Here is a 15,803-nt window from a genome sequence, read left to right as displayed (position 1 = left end):
TGAGAAAAGTGCATGAATTTTCAGAAAAAACTTGCAATATAACTAAACTTTGATAAAATTTCTATTAATATAAAATGAAAAGGTGGGATTGGATTGAAGAGATTCATGGGGCTATCATTGATTCAGAAAATCATTATCGGGATTTTATTTGGGGCATTATTAGGTGTACTCGTTCCATCCTGGGAACCAATCGGAATTTTAGGTGATTTATTTATCGGCGCACTAAAAGGGATTGCTCCGGTTTTAGTTTTTACATTAATCGTGGCATCATTAGCAAAACACACAAAAGGTACCCAAACCCACATGAAATCAGTGGTGGTACTGTATTTGATCGCAACATTAGTGGCGGCACTCGTTGCGGTGGCGGCTTCTTATCTTTTCCCGGTGAATTTGGTGTTACCTGAGTTGACAACGGAATACCAAGCACCAGAAAATTTGAAAGAGATCGTAACAGATATTTTGACAAATGCTGTGATGAATCCGGTACAAGCAGTGGCAGAAGGAAATTATTTAGCTATTCTGGTTTGGGGCTGTATGATCGGTTTTAGTTTACGTGCATTTAGTGAACAAACGAAAAAAGTTGTGAACGATATTTCAGAAGCAATCTCCAATGTCGTACAAATCGTCATTCAATTGGCACCAATCGGAATCACTGGACTGGTCTTTCGTTCAGTAGCAGATATTGGTTTGCGAGGGATGGCGGATTATGGAAAATTGATTTTGCTGGTTGTCGGAACGATGCTTTTTGTGGCGTTTGTGGTTTATCCGTTGATGGTTTTTCTACTGTTACGGCAAAATCCATTTCCTTTGACCTTGTATTGTATGAAGGAAAGTGGAATTCCAGCTTTCTTCACGCGGAGTTCTGCGGTCAATATTCCTATTAATATGGAACTGTCAGAGCGATTGCAGCTGAACAAGGAATCCTACTCCATTTCAATTCCACTAGGGGCGACTGCTAACAGTGGAGGTGCTGCGATGACGATTTCGATTATGACGTTAGCAACGGCTCATACGTTAGGTATCCAAGTTCCCTTTACGTTGGCTTTTCTGCTATGCCTATTGTCGGCGATTTCTGCTACCGGTGTATCCGGGATCGCTGGCGGAAGTCTATTACTGATTCCCTTAGCGTGCAGCCTCTTCAACATTTCAAATGATATTGCGATGCAAGTCGTAGGTGTCGGGTTCGTCATCGGTGTTATTCAAGATTCTGTCGAAACCGCGGTGAATTCTGCCAGTGATTTATTATTCACTGCTACAGCGGAATTTTATGATTTACAACGTGCCGGGAAAAAAGTTGATATTAATCAGCGGGTACGAGAAGCAAAATTATAAGATTATTCAAAATGAATAGGAAAAACGACTCCCTAGTTTGACTCATTTGTAGTGAAACGGGGAGTCTTTTCTTGTAGAATGAAGGAAATCGAAATTGTAGGAGGAGTACACTAAATGGAACTGACAACCAGTCAATTACGAAGTATCAGACTTTTTCACAATGGTCTATTGCAACCAAGTGAACCAAAACAAGTTTTAGAAAAAACGGTAGGCATTCAAAGCCAGCATTTGAAAATGGCGGAACTTAATCTGGCATTGCGTAGCGAGAAAAGTGAATGGGGTGAGCTGCCTGAGCTTTATGGAACAAAACAGGTGGTACGTTCGTGGGGGCAACGGTGGACCCACCATCTAATGACTATCGAGGATTGGAATTTGGTAATTAATGCTCGAAAACAAGAACAGTTGCCAATTAATTACTATCGTGGACAAAAAGACGAGATTTTTATACTCATTGAAAAAATAAAGAAACGATTACCGGCACAAAGCTCTTGGCAACGAAAAGAAATAGAAGAACTGATCCAAGAGATTTTTCCAACGTACGACGGAGAAGGACGCTTTTTACATGCAATCCTCCAAGAACTTGTGGCGCAAGGTGTCGTCTTCTTTGACGGAGGATCATCGCTGACAAACTGGATATTATGGGTGGCAACAAAGGATCAGTTTCAGCCGATAGAGCCGCAAACAGCAATTTCAGAATTGATTCTTCGGTATTTGAAAGGATTCGGACCAGCAAGTATTGAAGATTTTGTTCGATGGTCAGGAATTAAAATTTCTCGGGTAAGAAAATCTTGGCAAAAAATCGCCGAAGAGTCATCAAATTATGACTGGCAAGGCAATCATTTAATTGGCATCGAGAGATATTCTTCACAAAAAGTAACGGAGTTAACAGAACGATTTACGATGTCGGGCTTTCTAGCGGCTCGTTTTGACGCATCACTAACGGGGTATGTCGATAAAAGTTGGTTGATACCCAAAGAATACCAATCAATCATGTGGACGGTTAATGGGATTTTGATGGCACCTATATTTGTAGAAGGAGAGGTTGTTGGCCACTGGAATTATCGATTGGCTGGCAAACAGGTGACCTTTGAACTCCTTAATTGGAAAATGATTACTCCTTCGTTTAAAAAAGAGATCGAAGAAAAATTGCAAAAAGTCGCCGATTTTTTACAAGCCGACGACTTCAAAGTGAACTATACACAGCTCTAAGGAGAGCAGTTTTTACGGCAGTGTGAGAAATCTACTTGAGAGCAAAAGTTCAGAGAGATTCTGCAGTCAATTCGATCAGATTTCCTTCTGGATCTTGAATAACGGCTTCATAGTAGCCGTCACCTGTTATGCGTGGACCATTTAAAAGCACATTTTTTGTTTTAAAAACCTTTGCGAACTGATCGACGTCTTCCTTTGATCCGACAGATAGGGCAATATGCGCATAACCGAAGACGTCTGTTTGCTTTTCAATTAGGTCCGGTTTATTCATTAGTTCGAGTCGTGCTCCAGATTTAAAGCTCAAAAAGTAGGAATAAAAATTTGTTTTTGAATTGTGGTATAAATCAGAGGCAGTTGTCTGGAAATGATCTTGATAAAATCTTTTCATTTTTTCTAGATCTTTTACCCAAAGCGCAAGGTGGTCGATTTTTATTTGTGGCATATCAAAGCTCCTCGTTTCTATTTTTTGTCTCTTCTGTTGTACCATAGTGGTCGATTTTAATAAACTATTTGTATCTACAGATTATTTTTTTCACTTTTTTAAAGAAAAATTTGGGAAAATGCTAAAAAAAAACACATGCATTTTACTTGTAAGTCACCAATAGCTAAGCTAAAATCAACAAAGAATAACAAAAGAGAGTTGTGTGCTACCATGATTAATACAAAATAATCGTTTTTCTAATTTGGAAAACACTCCAATAGAAAAACAACAACAAAATTATAAATTTAGGAGTGTTTAAATGAAAGATCCTCAGACATTTGAAATAAAAAATTGGCGGAGAAACTTTTTTATCTTTCTATCCGGTCAATTTTTATCGGGTATTACCAGTATGGTTGTCCAATACTCGATTATCTGGTACTTAACAAAAACGACCGGCTCAGCAACTGTTTTAAGTTTTGCGACACTATTGGGGATGATACCGATGGTGGTGTTGAGTCCTTTTGTTGGTCCCTTGATTGACCGGTGGGATAAAAAGAAATTACTGATTACCACCGACATCATTGTTGCAATCTTTGCGATTTTTCTATCGATTGCGGGAACTGTTTCAGAAGATTTTCCATTGTGGCTCGTCTATGTTTCATTGTTTATTCGTTCCGTTGCCCAAACATTCCAAATGCCTACTATCCAGTCTATTTTGCCGACGATGGTTCCGGAATCACAGCTGACGAGAGTGAATGGGCAACTTGGCACAGTTCAATCAGCGAACTTCATTATTGCCCCTGCACTGGGTGCGTTTCTATTTTCTGTCATTCCAATGAATTTCTTGATTTTGGTAGATGTTTTGGGTGCCATTTTAGGTGTTGCTATGTTGTTGATGGTGACGATTCCTCATGTGATTTCTGAGGGAGAAAAAGTGCATCTATTATCTGATACAATTTTTGGTTTGAAAAAATTAACCGAAAACAAAGGTTTATGGTATATCACGATTATTGGTGCTGCATTCACTTTGATTTTTATGCCTGCTGCAAGTTTATATCCGCTTATGACCATGGATTATTTTAATGGAACCGTGGGACAAGCGGGCTTGATTGAAGTAATCTATTCAGTGGGGATGCTTGGTGGTGGAGCAATCATTGGTATTTTTGGCAAGTGGTCGGATCGAATGAAACCCATTTTAGCAGCCTACGGAGTCATTGGTGTGACGATTGGATTGAGCGGACTTTTACCGGGAACCAATCGCGGGTTTGTTTATTTTGTTGTTTTGAATGTGATTGCTGGTTTTGCCACGCCATTCTTCAATACGTTATTAATGGCGATGATCCAGCAAAGTTACGAACCAAAATATTTAGGCCGAATTCTTGGTGTTTTAAATTCGCTCATGAGTATAACCGGCCCAATTGGCTTGATTTTTGCCGGCCCATTGGCAGACAAGATCGGAGTGGAAAAAATATTTGTTATTGCAGGTGTAGGTACATTGATTTGTGGTGTGATTACTTTCTTTACACCAGCTGCTCGAAATTACGACAAACGGTTGCAGGAACAACTTGAAAAGAAAAAAGCAGAAGAAGTTGCTGCTGAAATGGAATGAGAATCGTTAGATAGTCATTCCCAAAATGATGTTACAGAGTTTGTTGCAACACGAATAAAACGAGATTTAAACCTCTAGTTTTGCTAGAGGTTTTTGGTGTTTAATTAATCGGTGATCAAGTCGGTTTATAAAACTGTAAAAATAGTTAGTTTTTTATATAATCGTGATGTATAAAATAGTTTAAGATTGAGGATAAGTAATGACAAAAAATAACTATCAAGATCAATCAGAATTATTGTTGCTAAAAGTTAGAGCAAATCTTTTTCGGGAATGGAAACAGATCGCGGACGATGATGGAGTGGAAGCGTCTTTAAGTAATGAACCCTTTATCAGTACAAAGAAAATCATACAAAATAAATTTGAAAAAGAGGCAGTTGGCGGACATCTGTTCTTTTATCAGGATAAATTAATTTTTTCGCCTCATAGTTTTAATATAGATACGTCAACTCAAGAAATACTTAGAAAAGATATTAAGAGAATCATGGAAATCAATACATTTGGAATTGTACCCAATGGGTTAATCGTTGAAACAAGTACGCAAAAATTTCAATTCGTGTTATCTCAACGTAGAAAAGTAATCAATGTATTCAATATTGCTTATTAGTTGATTACTTAGAGAGGAGAAAATCTCAGCTTTGACTATCAATTAACAGGTTTTCATATTTCTTCTTTAATATGAATCTGATTTGTACGCCATCGTTTAGTTTAAATTAGAACGGTATTTCCACGTAATTAAGTTTTTAACTCATAATTAAGAATATTAAGTCTCATCTGGTGTTGCTAGAATTATATAGCGTTATGAGATATAATTGAATGGTAATAATAGAATAATAAAGGATGTGGGCAGAAATGTTATTAACCAAATCAAGAGTACAAGGGAGCTCAATCATTATTACATTGCCGAGTGATAATGGTAAGAAGCCTGAAGCGAATCAGGAATATGTAGTAATGTATTCAGAAGATGGCGTAATTACACTTGTTCCCAAAATAGGAGACCCATTCGATCAGGGAACTGAAGCAGAATTTTATGAACAGGATGAGTGGTCTGATTTAACACCAGAAGGGAGAGAAGTTTTTTAATGCACGAGGAAAAATTATTTATTCCTAAAAAGGGAGATATCGTCTGGATTGACTTCGATCCTTCTGCTGGCCATGAAATTCAAAAAAGAAGACCGGGTCTTGTGGTGTCTCGCTATGAGTTCAATAGAAAGACGTTATTTGCAGTTATATGTCCCATCACGTCTACAATCAAAGACTATCCAACTCGACATACTTTGCCGGATGGAACAGATACCCGCGGACAGATTATTATTTCACAACTAAAATCTCTCGATTTTAAAGTAAGGAACTTAGAGTATATTGAACACCTACCACTTCAAGAAATGGCAAAAATAGATCAGATTATTGAATATATTTTTTAATTTTCAACCGGGTATTTTAGAAGCAGTAAATTACAATGAAGGGGAAATTGTCGGACGTCATCATTTAATCACAGCAGGAAATGATGTTGAAATTAAAGCAACAGTTGATCGTCCAATTATTAAAGCGAATGGATCGGATTTAGCATATATTAAAATTTCGCTTTCAGACAGTGAAGGCAATGAAAATCTAAATAGTAAAGAAAAAATCAATATTTGTATTGAAGGATCGGGAGAAATCATCGGGTTTGGAAGTGCGGATCCACAGACAGAGAACTTTTATCAGTCCAATGAATGGGAAACATATGATGGTAAATTGCTTGCAGTCGTACGTTCAAAGAAAAAAAGTGGAAACATCAACGTATCAATTAATTTCATTAATATAGAAAGAGCTGGAAAGATAATTCAAATTGTTTCTGAATAGGTTAAAGCTTACAGATGTTTGCTCAAATGTCTTAGCTGTTTTCCGTAGGTATCGGTATTTTTCTTGATTTAGGTGATGGTTGGAGAATAGTGTTTTCGACTATATTGTGTGTACTCTTAGCTTTTGAAATTGAAAGAAAAATCCTCAAAAGTGTCTAAAATGTGGCGATTTTACATTTTAGGCACTTTTTTTCTCAGAATTCAGCAACTAAAAACAGTGTTGAATTATTTCAGCGTAGTTTTGCCGAAAATGTTATACTGATGGAGTGAGAAACTTCGTAGGAGGAAATGATGAACAACAATGATATTCTAATTAGATTGCGTTATGCATTAGACTTGAAGAATCAGGAAATGATCAAAATTTTTCAATTGGGTGGAATGGAAATCGATCAGATCAAATTAGGAGAGCTTCTAACAAAACAGTCGTCCAATGAAGATCTGCCAAGAGATGCTGTTTGTGACGCAAAAACTTTGGAGACTTTTCTTAATGGATTTATTATTTTTAAGCGTGGAAAACAAACGATAAAACCGGGTGTGACACCACCAAACCCATTTCAAATCAGCAATCAGGCAAGTGTAAATAACGTGCTTATCAAGAAAGTCCGAATTGCTTTATCGATGACAAGTGATGATATATTGGATGTACTACGGTTAGCAGAAGTTTACGCTTCTCCAAGCGAAATCAGTGCAATTTTGCGCAAAGAAGGACACAGAAATTACATGGCTTGTGGAGATCGCTATGCCCGTAACTTCTTAAAGGGGCTTACTATCCGGTACCGTGAAGCTTAGAATTTTTATTCGGAATTACAAAATTTAAAAACGTGAAAAAAGTAACCATTATTCTATTTTGACTGAAACAGTGTAGAACATGGTTGCTTTTTTAGTACCTTGGATTGCAGACAGCTACTAGTTTTGTATGAGGAGATTGATTTTTGCTAGTAAAGGGTGTCAGATACTAATTTGAAGATGTCCTGTTAGAAGAAAAGTAGATTTGCATGCTATTCTGCTGGAAGACTTTTTCAGATAAAGTGAAAAATTACTTTATTGTGCAAGCGGTTTATGCTACTATGTGAATGTATCCTAACTTCTAATCAAGGATAGTTTATCTGAATAGAAAAGGAACCTGCAGGACGATTTGATGTTTTTTATCAGATGTGGTTACTTTTCTATTTTTTACATAGTTCAGTTTTGTGTTAATCATAAACATACGCGAAAGTGGGTTTCTCTATGGAAAAATTTTTAAAGACTTCAATTATTAGTCGTTTTGGATTGTTGGGATTTTTGTTATTCAACCACTATTCCCAAAAGAATAGATGGCAAGATAAATACTTTATTTTTTCAAGATTTACAATTGGTTTTTTTCTCGTTTTTTTAGGACCGGGTTTAATTATTGGCATCAGCTTAAAGCATAGTTGGCTTGGAATTTTCTTTCTTACTATACTAAGTACAGTATATGGCTGGTGGGCAGAAACATTTTTTAATAAATTTACTCAGAAAAGGGAGAAAAACTAATGTCATATGTTGTTACTTCAGAAAAAGGGAGCGGACTTGTGTTTCTATCTTTTTTTATCAGTACTCTTTTGTTAGTAGGTTTATTTGTTGTGTTATATTTTGTGGTAAAAGCTGCTGTTCGCAACGGAATCAAAGAAGCGAAAAAAAGCGATAACGACCAACAAAATAGTGATTAGTAACTATAGAATGGCCTTTTTTTCGCTATTTTGTACTATTGTTGTATACTGAAGAAAACGATTGTTATTTACTGGAGAATACAAGCTCTTACGAGAAATCATAAAGAGGAGAATTGGAAGGGAATCAAGTGAAAAATTGGACAAAAAATCAGAAGATTGATTTTTTATATGAAATCATTTTCTTCTTGATTTATTTTATTGTTTTACTGATTGTTAAACTAATTGGATGGGATAATCATTTCGAGTACTTCTTATTTCTGCTCGCTATTTCAACTTCAGGTATATTAAAAATTAGACGTCAAAAGAAACGCTTCAGGAAGATTGGTCAATTACAAAAGATATTGCCTGTTTCAATAGAAGAAATGCGAGCGATTAGTGGTGCTGGCAGATATGATTTAATCGAGTGGAAAGAAGACAAGATGATGATTACTCCGAAACAAATGTATATTTTAGAAGATTATTTAGATAAAAAATATTTTTTGAAATATGGAGAAGAATTCAATAAGAAAGAAAATAGGTAGGAACTGAAGGATGGAAAGTCTTAGTCGTTTATTCTTTTAGCGTAAAATTTTACATTTGATTTTTAGATTCTACGACATACTTACTTTTTACTTTAACGAAAATTATCAAGGAAAGAATTAGCAAAAAGATTCCCATAAATATAAGAAATATACCAAGTTGATAATTTAGAGCAAATTCTTGCCCAATCGATTTACGCTGTTTTTTTGTGAGTAGCTCATAATCTTGTATTGGAATAAAATTAATGGATAAAATGATTCCTATAAATGAAGAAACCAGTCCTGATATGGAAAGAATTATTGATAACTTTTTAATATAATCACCACCGAAGAGTTGGCATTATTTCAATTTTAAATTGTACTATTTCTATTAATATGATTAGTTATTGTAGCACTAAATACGCTATGATGAAAGTGGTTTCTAAGAAAATCTGTATCACAGTAATAAGTATGAGAAAATATATTGTATTCTAAGCTAGGAATTACCCTGTAACAATCAATTTACCCTCAGACATGATTCAATGGTTAAAGATAAAATTGAAGTTATTTTGAACTTTCCGCTTTTGAAGAACTATAAAAAGTCTTGTAGAATCGATGATCTGTTTGATTTTTTTTGAGTGGGATTCCCTGTTACTATCAGAAACCACACAGAATAATAAATGAATTTTATGTTATCTGCATTAAAGGATTGATAAATCTAGATAGGAGTATTTAGACAGTGCCTAGCTTGTAATATTATAAGTTTCCAGATAATGCGGAAAAAATTAAACCAATGAGTCCTACAGCAATGAAGCCTAAAGATAATCCAGCTCTTTTTTTACGAGAATCAACAAGTAACTTTATATCCTCCGACATATCGGAAGGATACTTATTTCTACCAAGTAAATATAAAATAAGTCCGCCCCCGCTATTTGTACTTCCAATTGAAAATAATCCCCAAAGTTTTGGATGTTTTAGTCCCCGGCTTTCTGCATCAAGAACGACTAATTGAAATACTTGGTATGCAAGTGTAACACTACCCAGTAAAACCATGAATAGAAAAACTATCGCTAAGATTAACAAAGTAAATTCCCCCTACAATTTTTTAATTATTTGATAAAAAAGGATGCATGTACTGATGATTCCAATCGCAGAGCTCCCAAAGATTAGGTAGTTGTTTTGGAGTATTAATCCATTGAAAAATACGAACGAAAGTAGCAAAGCCACGTTTATAAGAAAGGCTACAATAAGCTTTTGATTGCTCTTTACAATATTGGTGCTTTTTTCTAAATGATCCATCATCTCTTGATCTCCTTTCAAAAGGTTGTCCAGGCTCACGCTATATAGGTTGCTTAATTTAATGACACTAACAATATCAGGGAAGGACTTTTCGTTTTCCCAATTTGATATTGTTTGGCGTGACACTTGAATATTTTCAGCAACCTTTTCCTGAGTTAAGCCTGCCTGATTTCTTGCTTCTTTTAGCTTGGCTCCTATTTCCATTTTAGATATCAATCCTTTCGTCATTCAATATTTCATATTCTCACATCATCGTCTATCAAATATACCTTACAAGTACAAAACAACCTTGTCAAAATTTTTTAACATCCTTTATTTGACGGTAATTTCCTTAAAATTAAGCTTGGATGAAGAGGGGTATAAAGTTTTTTTTAAAAGTTACTTTTTCCAATTTTAACTATTTTTCTTATAACGTATTTTTTTAATCTGTAAATTGAAATTTGTGGTAATATGAATCTAACGAGTTATAGGGAAGTAGTGGGTAGTTCTAGGAGTTAATTGGAGTTATCTTATGACCATTGAAGCAGATAAAAAATATTACTTCAATGTTAAGGAAAATGTTTTTTTTCGGGGCTAATTACAGAAGATAAATCTCGATAGTGTAGAGGTAGTAATATAAATTAAATTCTTTGTCAAAAGTTAATCTGACAAGGGATGTTTAGTGGAATAACAGTAAAGATTTATCGTATTTTGATGAAAGTTTAATCTTGTGGCTATCAAAGAATGTTGATTCTACTACTAGTTGAATCGTTTTTTATGTCTATAGTCATTAGTGATATTCCCTGATTAATCTAGTCTTGGAGTTGGACAGACAAAAAGGAGATGATTTATATTCTAGGAATTTATTTTTTTATAATCTTTCTTATGATCATAGAGTGCGTTCTCATTATTTATAGAAACAAACTCAGGTATATCACAACCAGAAGGATTATAAATGCGGCAATAACTTTGATAGGGTTCTTCATTATCTGTAGTATTCTACCAATAATCTTATATGTGATTAAAAAATGGAAGTAGAATAACTGATGAGAAAACTACTATTATGCTTGTCTGGTACAAAAGTTTTTTCAGAATAGACTGCACGTAAACATGATCTATTTTCTATTATTTTTGTGTATTAATTAAAAAGCTAATCCTATCGGCATGAACTAACCGGATGTAAAAGGATTCTCCTCAGGGGAGAGACTGACAGAACGGGTTGTTTTATGCACAAGAAACAAAAAGTGCAATAGGAAAAAAAGAGCTAGAAGCCCTTTGCTTTCAAGGGTTTCTAGCTCTCCTACGATTATTCCCACTCATTTTTTTATCTAGAATAAGGTAAGAATGTATTCATTATTCAAACATACTTTCATTTGTTACCTCAAATATCCACCATTATTTAGATCGAAAGTGGCTCCGGTATAATGAGCGCTTTCCTCTGAAAGCAAGAAGTTTGCCGTATCAGCGACATCTTTTGGTAAAACGGGTTCTTTGATCAAATGATGTTGTTGGTATTCTTTTTTTCGCCAATCTGGAATAATTGCCATCATATCTGTATCAACCATTGTCGGAGCAATAGCATTTACCAAAATTTGTGGCGAAAAGCGTAAAGCCAAACTCTTTGTTAGACCCAATAGAGCTGCTTTTGATAAGCCGTACAATGCGTCAGAGCTACCTTCTTGCCCAGAAATAGAAGAAATGTTGATAATTCTTCCATGAGCCTCTTGTTGTATAAGATGTTGAATGAAAAATTTAGAAAAAACCGTGGCACCTTTAATGTTTATTTCTAAAATGCGATCGATTGCAGCTTCATCATAATCTAATAGGCTAAATGCGTTGTACACACCGGCATTATTGACCAATCCATAAAGCGGCTGATCAGCGATTCCCTCAAAAAAATGTGCTACTGCTTGATAATTTGTCACATCAATACAGGTAGTTGTTAAGTGAGGGTGGCTACTGAGGGCGGTTAATTTTTCGTGCTCTTTGTCGATTGCAATCACATGATATCCTTCTTGTAGACAACGTGCTATAAGTGCTTGTCCGATTCCACCGGCAGCACCGGTAATAATTATTTTTTTCATTGTTTTTCCTCCGGAGTTTTGATTCTTAAGACTGTAATAAAACTTTTCCAATACTTCTCCCGACTCCAAATAAGTGTGGGATTATTCTCCCTTTGTGATGACCGTACCAATGCCTTCATATCCGTTGATGAAGGATTTTTTTCATCTGGATTTAGTGAGGAATAAACAAATTATAGCACTTGTTATTTTTCTTGCCACTAGAAATTCGGGAACAATCGATTAGTTTCTGTGAATCACGGACAAAAAATGCAAGGGAATAAAGCGAAAAAAAGCCAAACGTTGCCCCGCTGCCAAACGTTTGGCTGGACTGCTATTTATAAAACGTCAAAAACTTCGACACTAACTTCTTCGTGCTCGATACTATCTGAAAACCAAATTGCATTCCATTCCGGTAAGCTTCTTTCAAAAGTAGTTCGTTCTTGGTAGTCTGCTAGTGAATCATAATAAATGTCTAAGACAACGATTGCATCTTCGCCTTCGAAGCGTTGGAACATTTCAATTTTTTTGTTGGTGACCGGAGAATGAAATTTTGGATTATTTCCTGATTCGACAAATTTTTCCATAAGTTTAGATAAATCTTTCTTTTTCGTTCGATAGGTGAAAACGACTTTAATCATATGATTCGCTCCTTGAGTTTGATTTAGTTTTAAAAAACATTTTTTACGATAGTCCATACAGTTTCGAATTCTGTTTGAAACTGATTATCCCAGCGGTCGGCGTAGGCAGGTGCTGAAAAGAACATAAAGGACAATAAGATACCAGTTGTCAAAGTTTCATCGAGTCCGGTAGCATCCATGAAACTGTGCCCCAGTTTTTGAATGTGTTGTGAATAAGCCGACTTATCATGATCGATGTAAGTCGTATAGATAGCAAACATTTTAGGATCATCGAATTTTGCACGATATTTTCCAGATGCAAGTGTCCAAAGCCAATCATGAGCAATCGCAGATACCTCAGCATATCCAGAGGTATCAAAGGGAAAGAGTGCTTCCAACTGTTTGTCTAACCATCTTAAGGCCAGTGCCGTCCAAAGCGCTTTTTTATTTGGAAAATATTTGTATAAGGCAGCGTGACTGACACCGAGAGCTTTTCCAACATCAATCAAGGAAATTTTATCGCTGTGAGTTGCTTCGACTAATTCGGAGGCGGTTATTAAAATGAGTTCTTTCGATAAGTTTTTCATGGATTGATTTTAACAGAAGTTACAAAAATTGACAAATGTAATCTATTGCTTTATTATTTCCTCAAGTTACAAAATCAAATAAATGTAAGTGAGGAAATAAAATGAAACAAACTGGTAATACAATTCTGATTACGGGTGGAACTTCCGGCTTGGGATTCGGACTTGCAAAAGCTTTTCTAGAACGGGGAAATACGGTAATTATAACTTCACGTCGCAAAGAAGTAATCGATACGCTGGTGTCAGAAAACCAGGGACTTTTTGGTTACGCAGCGGATGTCGCTGATTTTGAAAGTGTAAAAAAACTGCAAAAAGTAATCAGCAAACACCATCCACAACTAAATATGGTTATCAATTCGGTAGGAATCATGCAATCCATGAATTTTTTTGACAGTCACTCGCTTTTAACAAACGAAATTGAAACGAATCTTGTTGGTACTATCAATATAGCTAAGCTCTTTTTGCCACTCTTAGCTAAGAAAAAAGAGGCGATGCTGATTAATATTAGTTCTGGATTATCTTATGTCGCAAGTCCGGCACATCCGTTGTACTCGGCTAGTAAAGCAGGAGTAAATGGATTGACTGAAGCGATTCGGGGACAAGCTGATTATTTTGGTTACGATAATTTGCACATTCTTCAAGTTGCACCACCGTTGATTTCTGAAACGAATCTTGAACCAATGATGCATGAAACTGGTGATAAGAATCCAATGAACATGAAGCTTGAAGACTTTGTCCGTGTTGTTTTAAAAGGGATAGAAAAGAATAAAAAAATAATCAATCCCGGTCCTAGCAAATTTTTAAATCTGTTAGGTAAGTTGGGATCAGTAAAGATGAAAGTACGTGCGACACAAACGACAATGGCGACAATATTTGGTAGTGAAAAAACATCCAGATAAAAAATCGTTCATCCTTTTTGATTTACTCGTGATAAGTTAAAACTATCGTGATATATGTTCCCATAACTAAGGGAATTTTATTTGAAGATGGGACGTCACTTGGCTTATACTTCAAGTTGTCCGTAAATGGAACACAGGAAATGAAGAGGGAGTGCTGAAAGAATGAAAAAGATATTTACTGGGGTGTTGATTGCTATGGCAGGAGTGGTGTTGGCTGCCTGTGGAAATGGCAAAAGTTCTGAATCAAGTACTCCAAAAGAGTCGAATGATACCTTCACCTATGCGATTAATGGGGATCCTTCGTCGATGAATCCAATCAATGTCAGTGACCGCTGGGGACTGACGTCAACAAATATGATTTATTCTCCACTAGCGCGAATCGAAGGAGACGGCACACAAAAATTAGAATTAGCCGAAGCAATTGAACCTGCAGCTGATGGGAAATCAATCACCGTTAAATTGAAGAAAGACATTAAATGGTCAGACGGAGAGGCTTTTACAGCTGATGACGTGGTCTTTACTTATTCACAAAAAGTGAAGAAAGAAAACGGAAATGCTGATTCCCTTTGGGTAGATGGAAAGCCGATTAGTGTAAAAAAAATTGATGATACGACCGTTGAGTTTGACTTACCTTCTGTGAGCGCAGCTGCATTAAATAATATTGCTACGGAAACGTACATTATTCCAGAGCATATTTTTAAAGATGAAAAAGATTTTGCAGCAAGCACGTTAGCGGCTAAACCAGTTGGAACTGGTCCTTATGTACTAAAAGAATATAAAACAGGTCAGTATCTACAATTTGTTGCAAACGAAAACTATTATGGTGGTACACCAGAAATCAAAAATATTACGTTACGAATCATCACTAGTGCAGATACTACAAAGGTTGCCTTACAAAAGGGCGAGGTGGATGCTTCCTTTATTTTACCTAATGACATTGAAGATCTAGATACCGATACAACAGATGTTTACGAATACAGTGAAAATCGGGTAGGATATTTAGGCTTTAATACAAATTCTGATAATCTAAAAGATGTAAAGGTACGTCAAGCCATTCAATATGCTTTGAATCGGGATGATTTAAACAAAGCAGCGTATCTGGATGAAAAGTATTATCAAAATGTTCAATCGATTTTACCTCCAAATAATCCTTATGCTACAACAGATGTGAACGATTATAAAACGGATATCGATAAGTCGAAGGAATTGCTAAAAGAAGCAGGAGTTAGTGATTTAACAATCAATTTGGCATTTTCATCCTCAGATCCGGCACAAACTGTTCAGGCAACGTTGATTCAACAACAACTTGAAAAAGTTGGTATCACCGTAGAACTTGCAGGTGGGGATAGTGCGGCATATGGAGCAGAGTTGAAAAAACCAGGTTCTAAGAAATATGACTTGTTTATGAATGGTTATATCATGGGAAATGATCCTGATTTGTATTCGTATCTTTTCGCTTCTACCGGTTCTGCAAATTACTTCCAATATAAGAGCGATGCAACGGATGAACTTTTCCGACAAGGCTCTGTTGAGATGGATGACACTAAACGAAAAGAAATTTATGTGAAATTGCAACAACAGATTGCTGATGATGCAGTAATTTATCCAATTGTTGATAATAAAAAGGTCTTAGCAGTAAATAGCCGTGTTCAAAACATAAAAGAAGCCGGTTTGATTCCAATCTATACTTTGGAAGATATGAGTAAATTAACATTAAAATAAAGTGATTTTTACTGCCAGTGCTAGAAACCACAAAGGGATCTAG

The 15,803-nt window shown here is 35.8% G+C and carries 19 protein-coding genes; 13 read left to right on the top strand and 6 right to left on the bottom strand.

Annotated features, from left to right (window positions below):
- The first annotated feature begins 105 nt into the window (after positions 1–105).
- Positions 106–1,332, top strand: a complete 1,227-nt coding sequence (gene sstT, locus BN1875_RS03790; RefSeq protein WP_048603536.1) for a serine/threonine transporter SstT — start codon at positions 106–108, stop codon at positions 1,330–1,332.
- Positions 1,333–1,446: 114 nt separating this feature from the next.
- Positions 1,447–2,541, top strand: a complete 1,095-nt coding sequence (locus tag BN1875_RS03785; RefSeq protein ID WP_048603535.1) for a winged helix DNA-binding domain-containing protein — start codon at positions 1,447–1,449, stop codon at positions 2,539–2,541.
- A gap of 49 nt (positions 2,542–2,590) precedes the next feature.
- On the opposite strand, the gene BN1875_RS03780 is transcribed toward BN1875_RS03785, so the two are convergent.
- Positions 2,591–2,974 carry a VOC family protein gene (locus tag BN1875_RS03780; protein ID WP_187115916.1) on the bottom strand — a complete coding sequence of 128 codons (384 nt, stop codon included), beginning with the start codon at positions 2,972–2,974 and terminating at the stop codon, positions 2,591–2,593.
- A gap of 307 nt (positions 2,975–3,281) precedes the next feature.
- Here BN1875_RS03780 and BN1875_RS03775 point away from each other — a divergent pair, with 307 nt between their 5' ends.
- From BN1875_RS03775 to BN1875_RS03740, 9 genes are all read left to right on the top strand, one after another.
- Positions 3,282–4,571, top strand: a complete 1,290-nt coding sequence (locus tag BN1875_RS03775) for an MFS transporter (RefSeq protein WP_048603533.1) — start codon at positions 3,282–3,284, stop codon at positions 4,569–4,571.
- A 199-nt stretch (positions 4,572–4,770) separates the two neighbouring features.
- Positions 4,771–5,175, top strand: a complete 405-nt coding sequence (locus BN1875_RS03770) for a PH domain-containing protein (RefSeq protein ID WP_048603532.1) — start codon at positions 4,771–4,773, stop codon at positions 5,173–5,175.
- Positions 5,176–5,420: 245 nt separating this feature from the next.
- Positions 5,421–5,651, top strand: a complete 231-nt coding sequence (gene mazE, locus BN1875_RS03765) for a type II toxin-antitoxin system PemI/MazE family antitoxin (protein ID WP_048603531.1) — start codon at positions 5,421–5,423, stop codon at positions 5,649–5,651.
- Positions 5,651–5,992, top strand: coding sequence for a type II toxin-antitoxin system PemK/MazF family toxin (locus BN1875_RS03760; RefSeq protein ID WP_048603530.1), 342 nt, complete (start codon positions 5,651–5,653; stop codon positions 5,990–5,992). The genes mazE and BN1875_RS03760 overlap by 1 nt, the downstream gene beginning before the upstream one ends.
- Positions 5,976–6,413, top strand: coding sequence for a hypothetical protein (locus BN1875_RS03755; protein ID WP_048603529.1), 438 nt, complete (start codon positions 5,976–5,978; stop codon positions 6,411–6,413). The genes BN1875_RS03760 and BN1875_RS03755 overlap by 17 nt, the downstream gene beginning before the upstream one ends.
- Positions 6,414–6,703: 290 nt before the next feature.
- Positions 6,704–7,201 (top strand): YehS family protein, encoded by a 498-nt coding sequence (locus BN1875_RS03750; protein ID WP_048603528.1) that lies wholly within the window; start codon positions 6,704–6,706, stop codon positions 7,199–7,201.
- 438 nt (positions 7,202–7,639) lie between these two features.
- Positions 7,640–7,924, top strand: coding sequence for a hypothetical protein (locus tag BN1875_RS03745; RefSeq protein WP_048603527.1), 285 nt, complete (start codon positions 7,640–7,642; stop codon positions 7,922–7,924).
- The gene (locus tag BN1875_RS13615; RefSeq protein WP_156171201.1) at positions 7,924–8,100 is read left to right on the top strand and encodes a DUF6019 family protein; all 177 of its coding nucleotides are present in this window, start codon (positions 7,924–7,926) and stop codon (positions 8,098–8,100) included. The genes BN1875_RS03745 and BN1875_RS13615 overlap by 1 nt, the downstream gene beginning before the upstream one ends.
- Positions 8,101–8,228: 128 nt before the next feature.
- Positions 8,229–8,621, top strand: coding sequence for a hypothetical protein (locus BN1875_RS03740; RefSeq protein ID WP_069959626.1), 393 nt, complete (start codon positions 8,229–8,231; stop codon positions 8,619–8,621).
- 732 nt (positions 8,622–9,353) lie between these two features.
- Here the strand turns inward: BN1875_RS03740 and BN1875_RS03735 are convergent.
- The 5 genes from BN1875_RS03735 to BN1875_RS03715 form a co-directional block, all read right to left on the bottom strand.
- Positions 9,354–9,680, bottom strand: a complete 327-nt coding sequence (locus tag BN1875_RS03735) for a hypothetical protein (RefSeq protein WP_048603525.1) — start codon at positions 9,678–9,680, stop codon at positions 9,354–9,356.
- Positions 9,681–9,692: 12 nt separating this feature from the next.
- On the bottom strand, positions 9,693–10,100 hold the full coding sequence (locus tag BN1875_RS03730) for a helix-turn-helix domain-containing protein (RefSeq protein WP_048603710.1): 408 nt from the start codon (positions 10,098–10,100) through the stop codon (positions 9,693–9,695).
- A 1,151-nt stretch (positions 10,101–11,251) separates the two neighbouring features.
- Positions 11,252–11,959, bottom strand: coding sequence for an SDR family NAD(P)-dependent oxidoreductase (locus BN1875_RS03725; protein WP_048603524.1), 708 nt, complete (start codon positions 11,957–11,959; stop codon positions 11,252–11,254).
- Between the two features lie 314 nt (positions 11,960–12,273).
- Positions 12,274–12,576 carry a hypothetical protein gene (locus tag BN1875_RS03720; RefSeq protein ID WP_048603523.1) on the bottom strand — a complete coding sequence of 101 codons (303 nt, stop codon included), beginning with the start codon at positions 12,574–12,576 and terminating at the stop codon, positions 12,274–12,276.
- Positions 12,577–12,605: 29 nt separating this feature from the next.
- On the bottom strand, positions 12,606–13,142 hold the full coding sequence (locus BN1875_RS03715; RefSeq protein WP_048603522.1) for a TetR/AcrR family transcriptional regulator: 537 nt from the start codon (positions 13,140–13,142) through the stop codon (positions 12,606–12,608).
- A 101-nt stretch (positions 13,143–13,243) separates the two neighbouring features.
- Between BN1875_RS03715 and BN1875_RS03710 the strand changes: the two genes are divergently transcribed.
- Together BN1875_RS03710 and BN1875_RS03705 are read left to right on the top strand one after the other, a co-directional pair.
- Positions 13,244–14,038 carry an SDR family oxidoreductase gene (locus tag BN1875_RS03710; RefSeq protein ID WP_048603521.1) on the top strand — a complete coding sequence of 265 codons (795 nt, stop codon included), beginning with the start codon at positions 13,244–13,246 and terminating at the stop codon, positions 14,036–14,038.
- Positions 14,039–14,200: 162 nt separating this feature from the next.
- The gene (locus tag BN1875_RS03705) at positions 14,201–15,760 is read left to right on the top strand and encodes an ABC transporter substrate-binding protein (protein WP_048603520.1); all 1,560 of its coding nucleotides are present in this window, start codon (positions 14,201–14,203) and stop codon (positions 15,758–15,760) included.
- Positions 15,761–15,803: the final 43 nt, after the last annotated feature.

This window comes from Enterococcus massiliensis, assembly GCF_001050095.1.
In the GTDB taxonomy this organism is placed as follows: domain Bacteria; phylum Bacillota; class Bacilli; order Lactobacillales; family Enterococcaceae; genus Enterococcus_C; species Enterococcus_C songbeiensis.
This window is presented reverse-complemented; position numbering and strand designations above follow the sequence as displayed.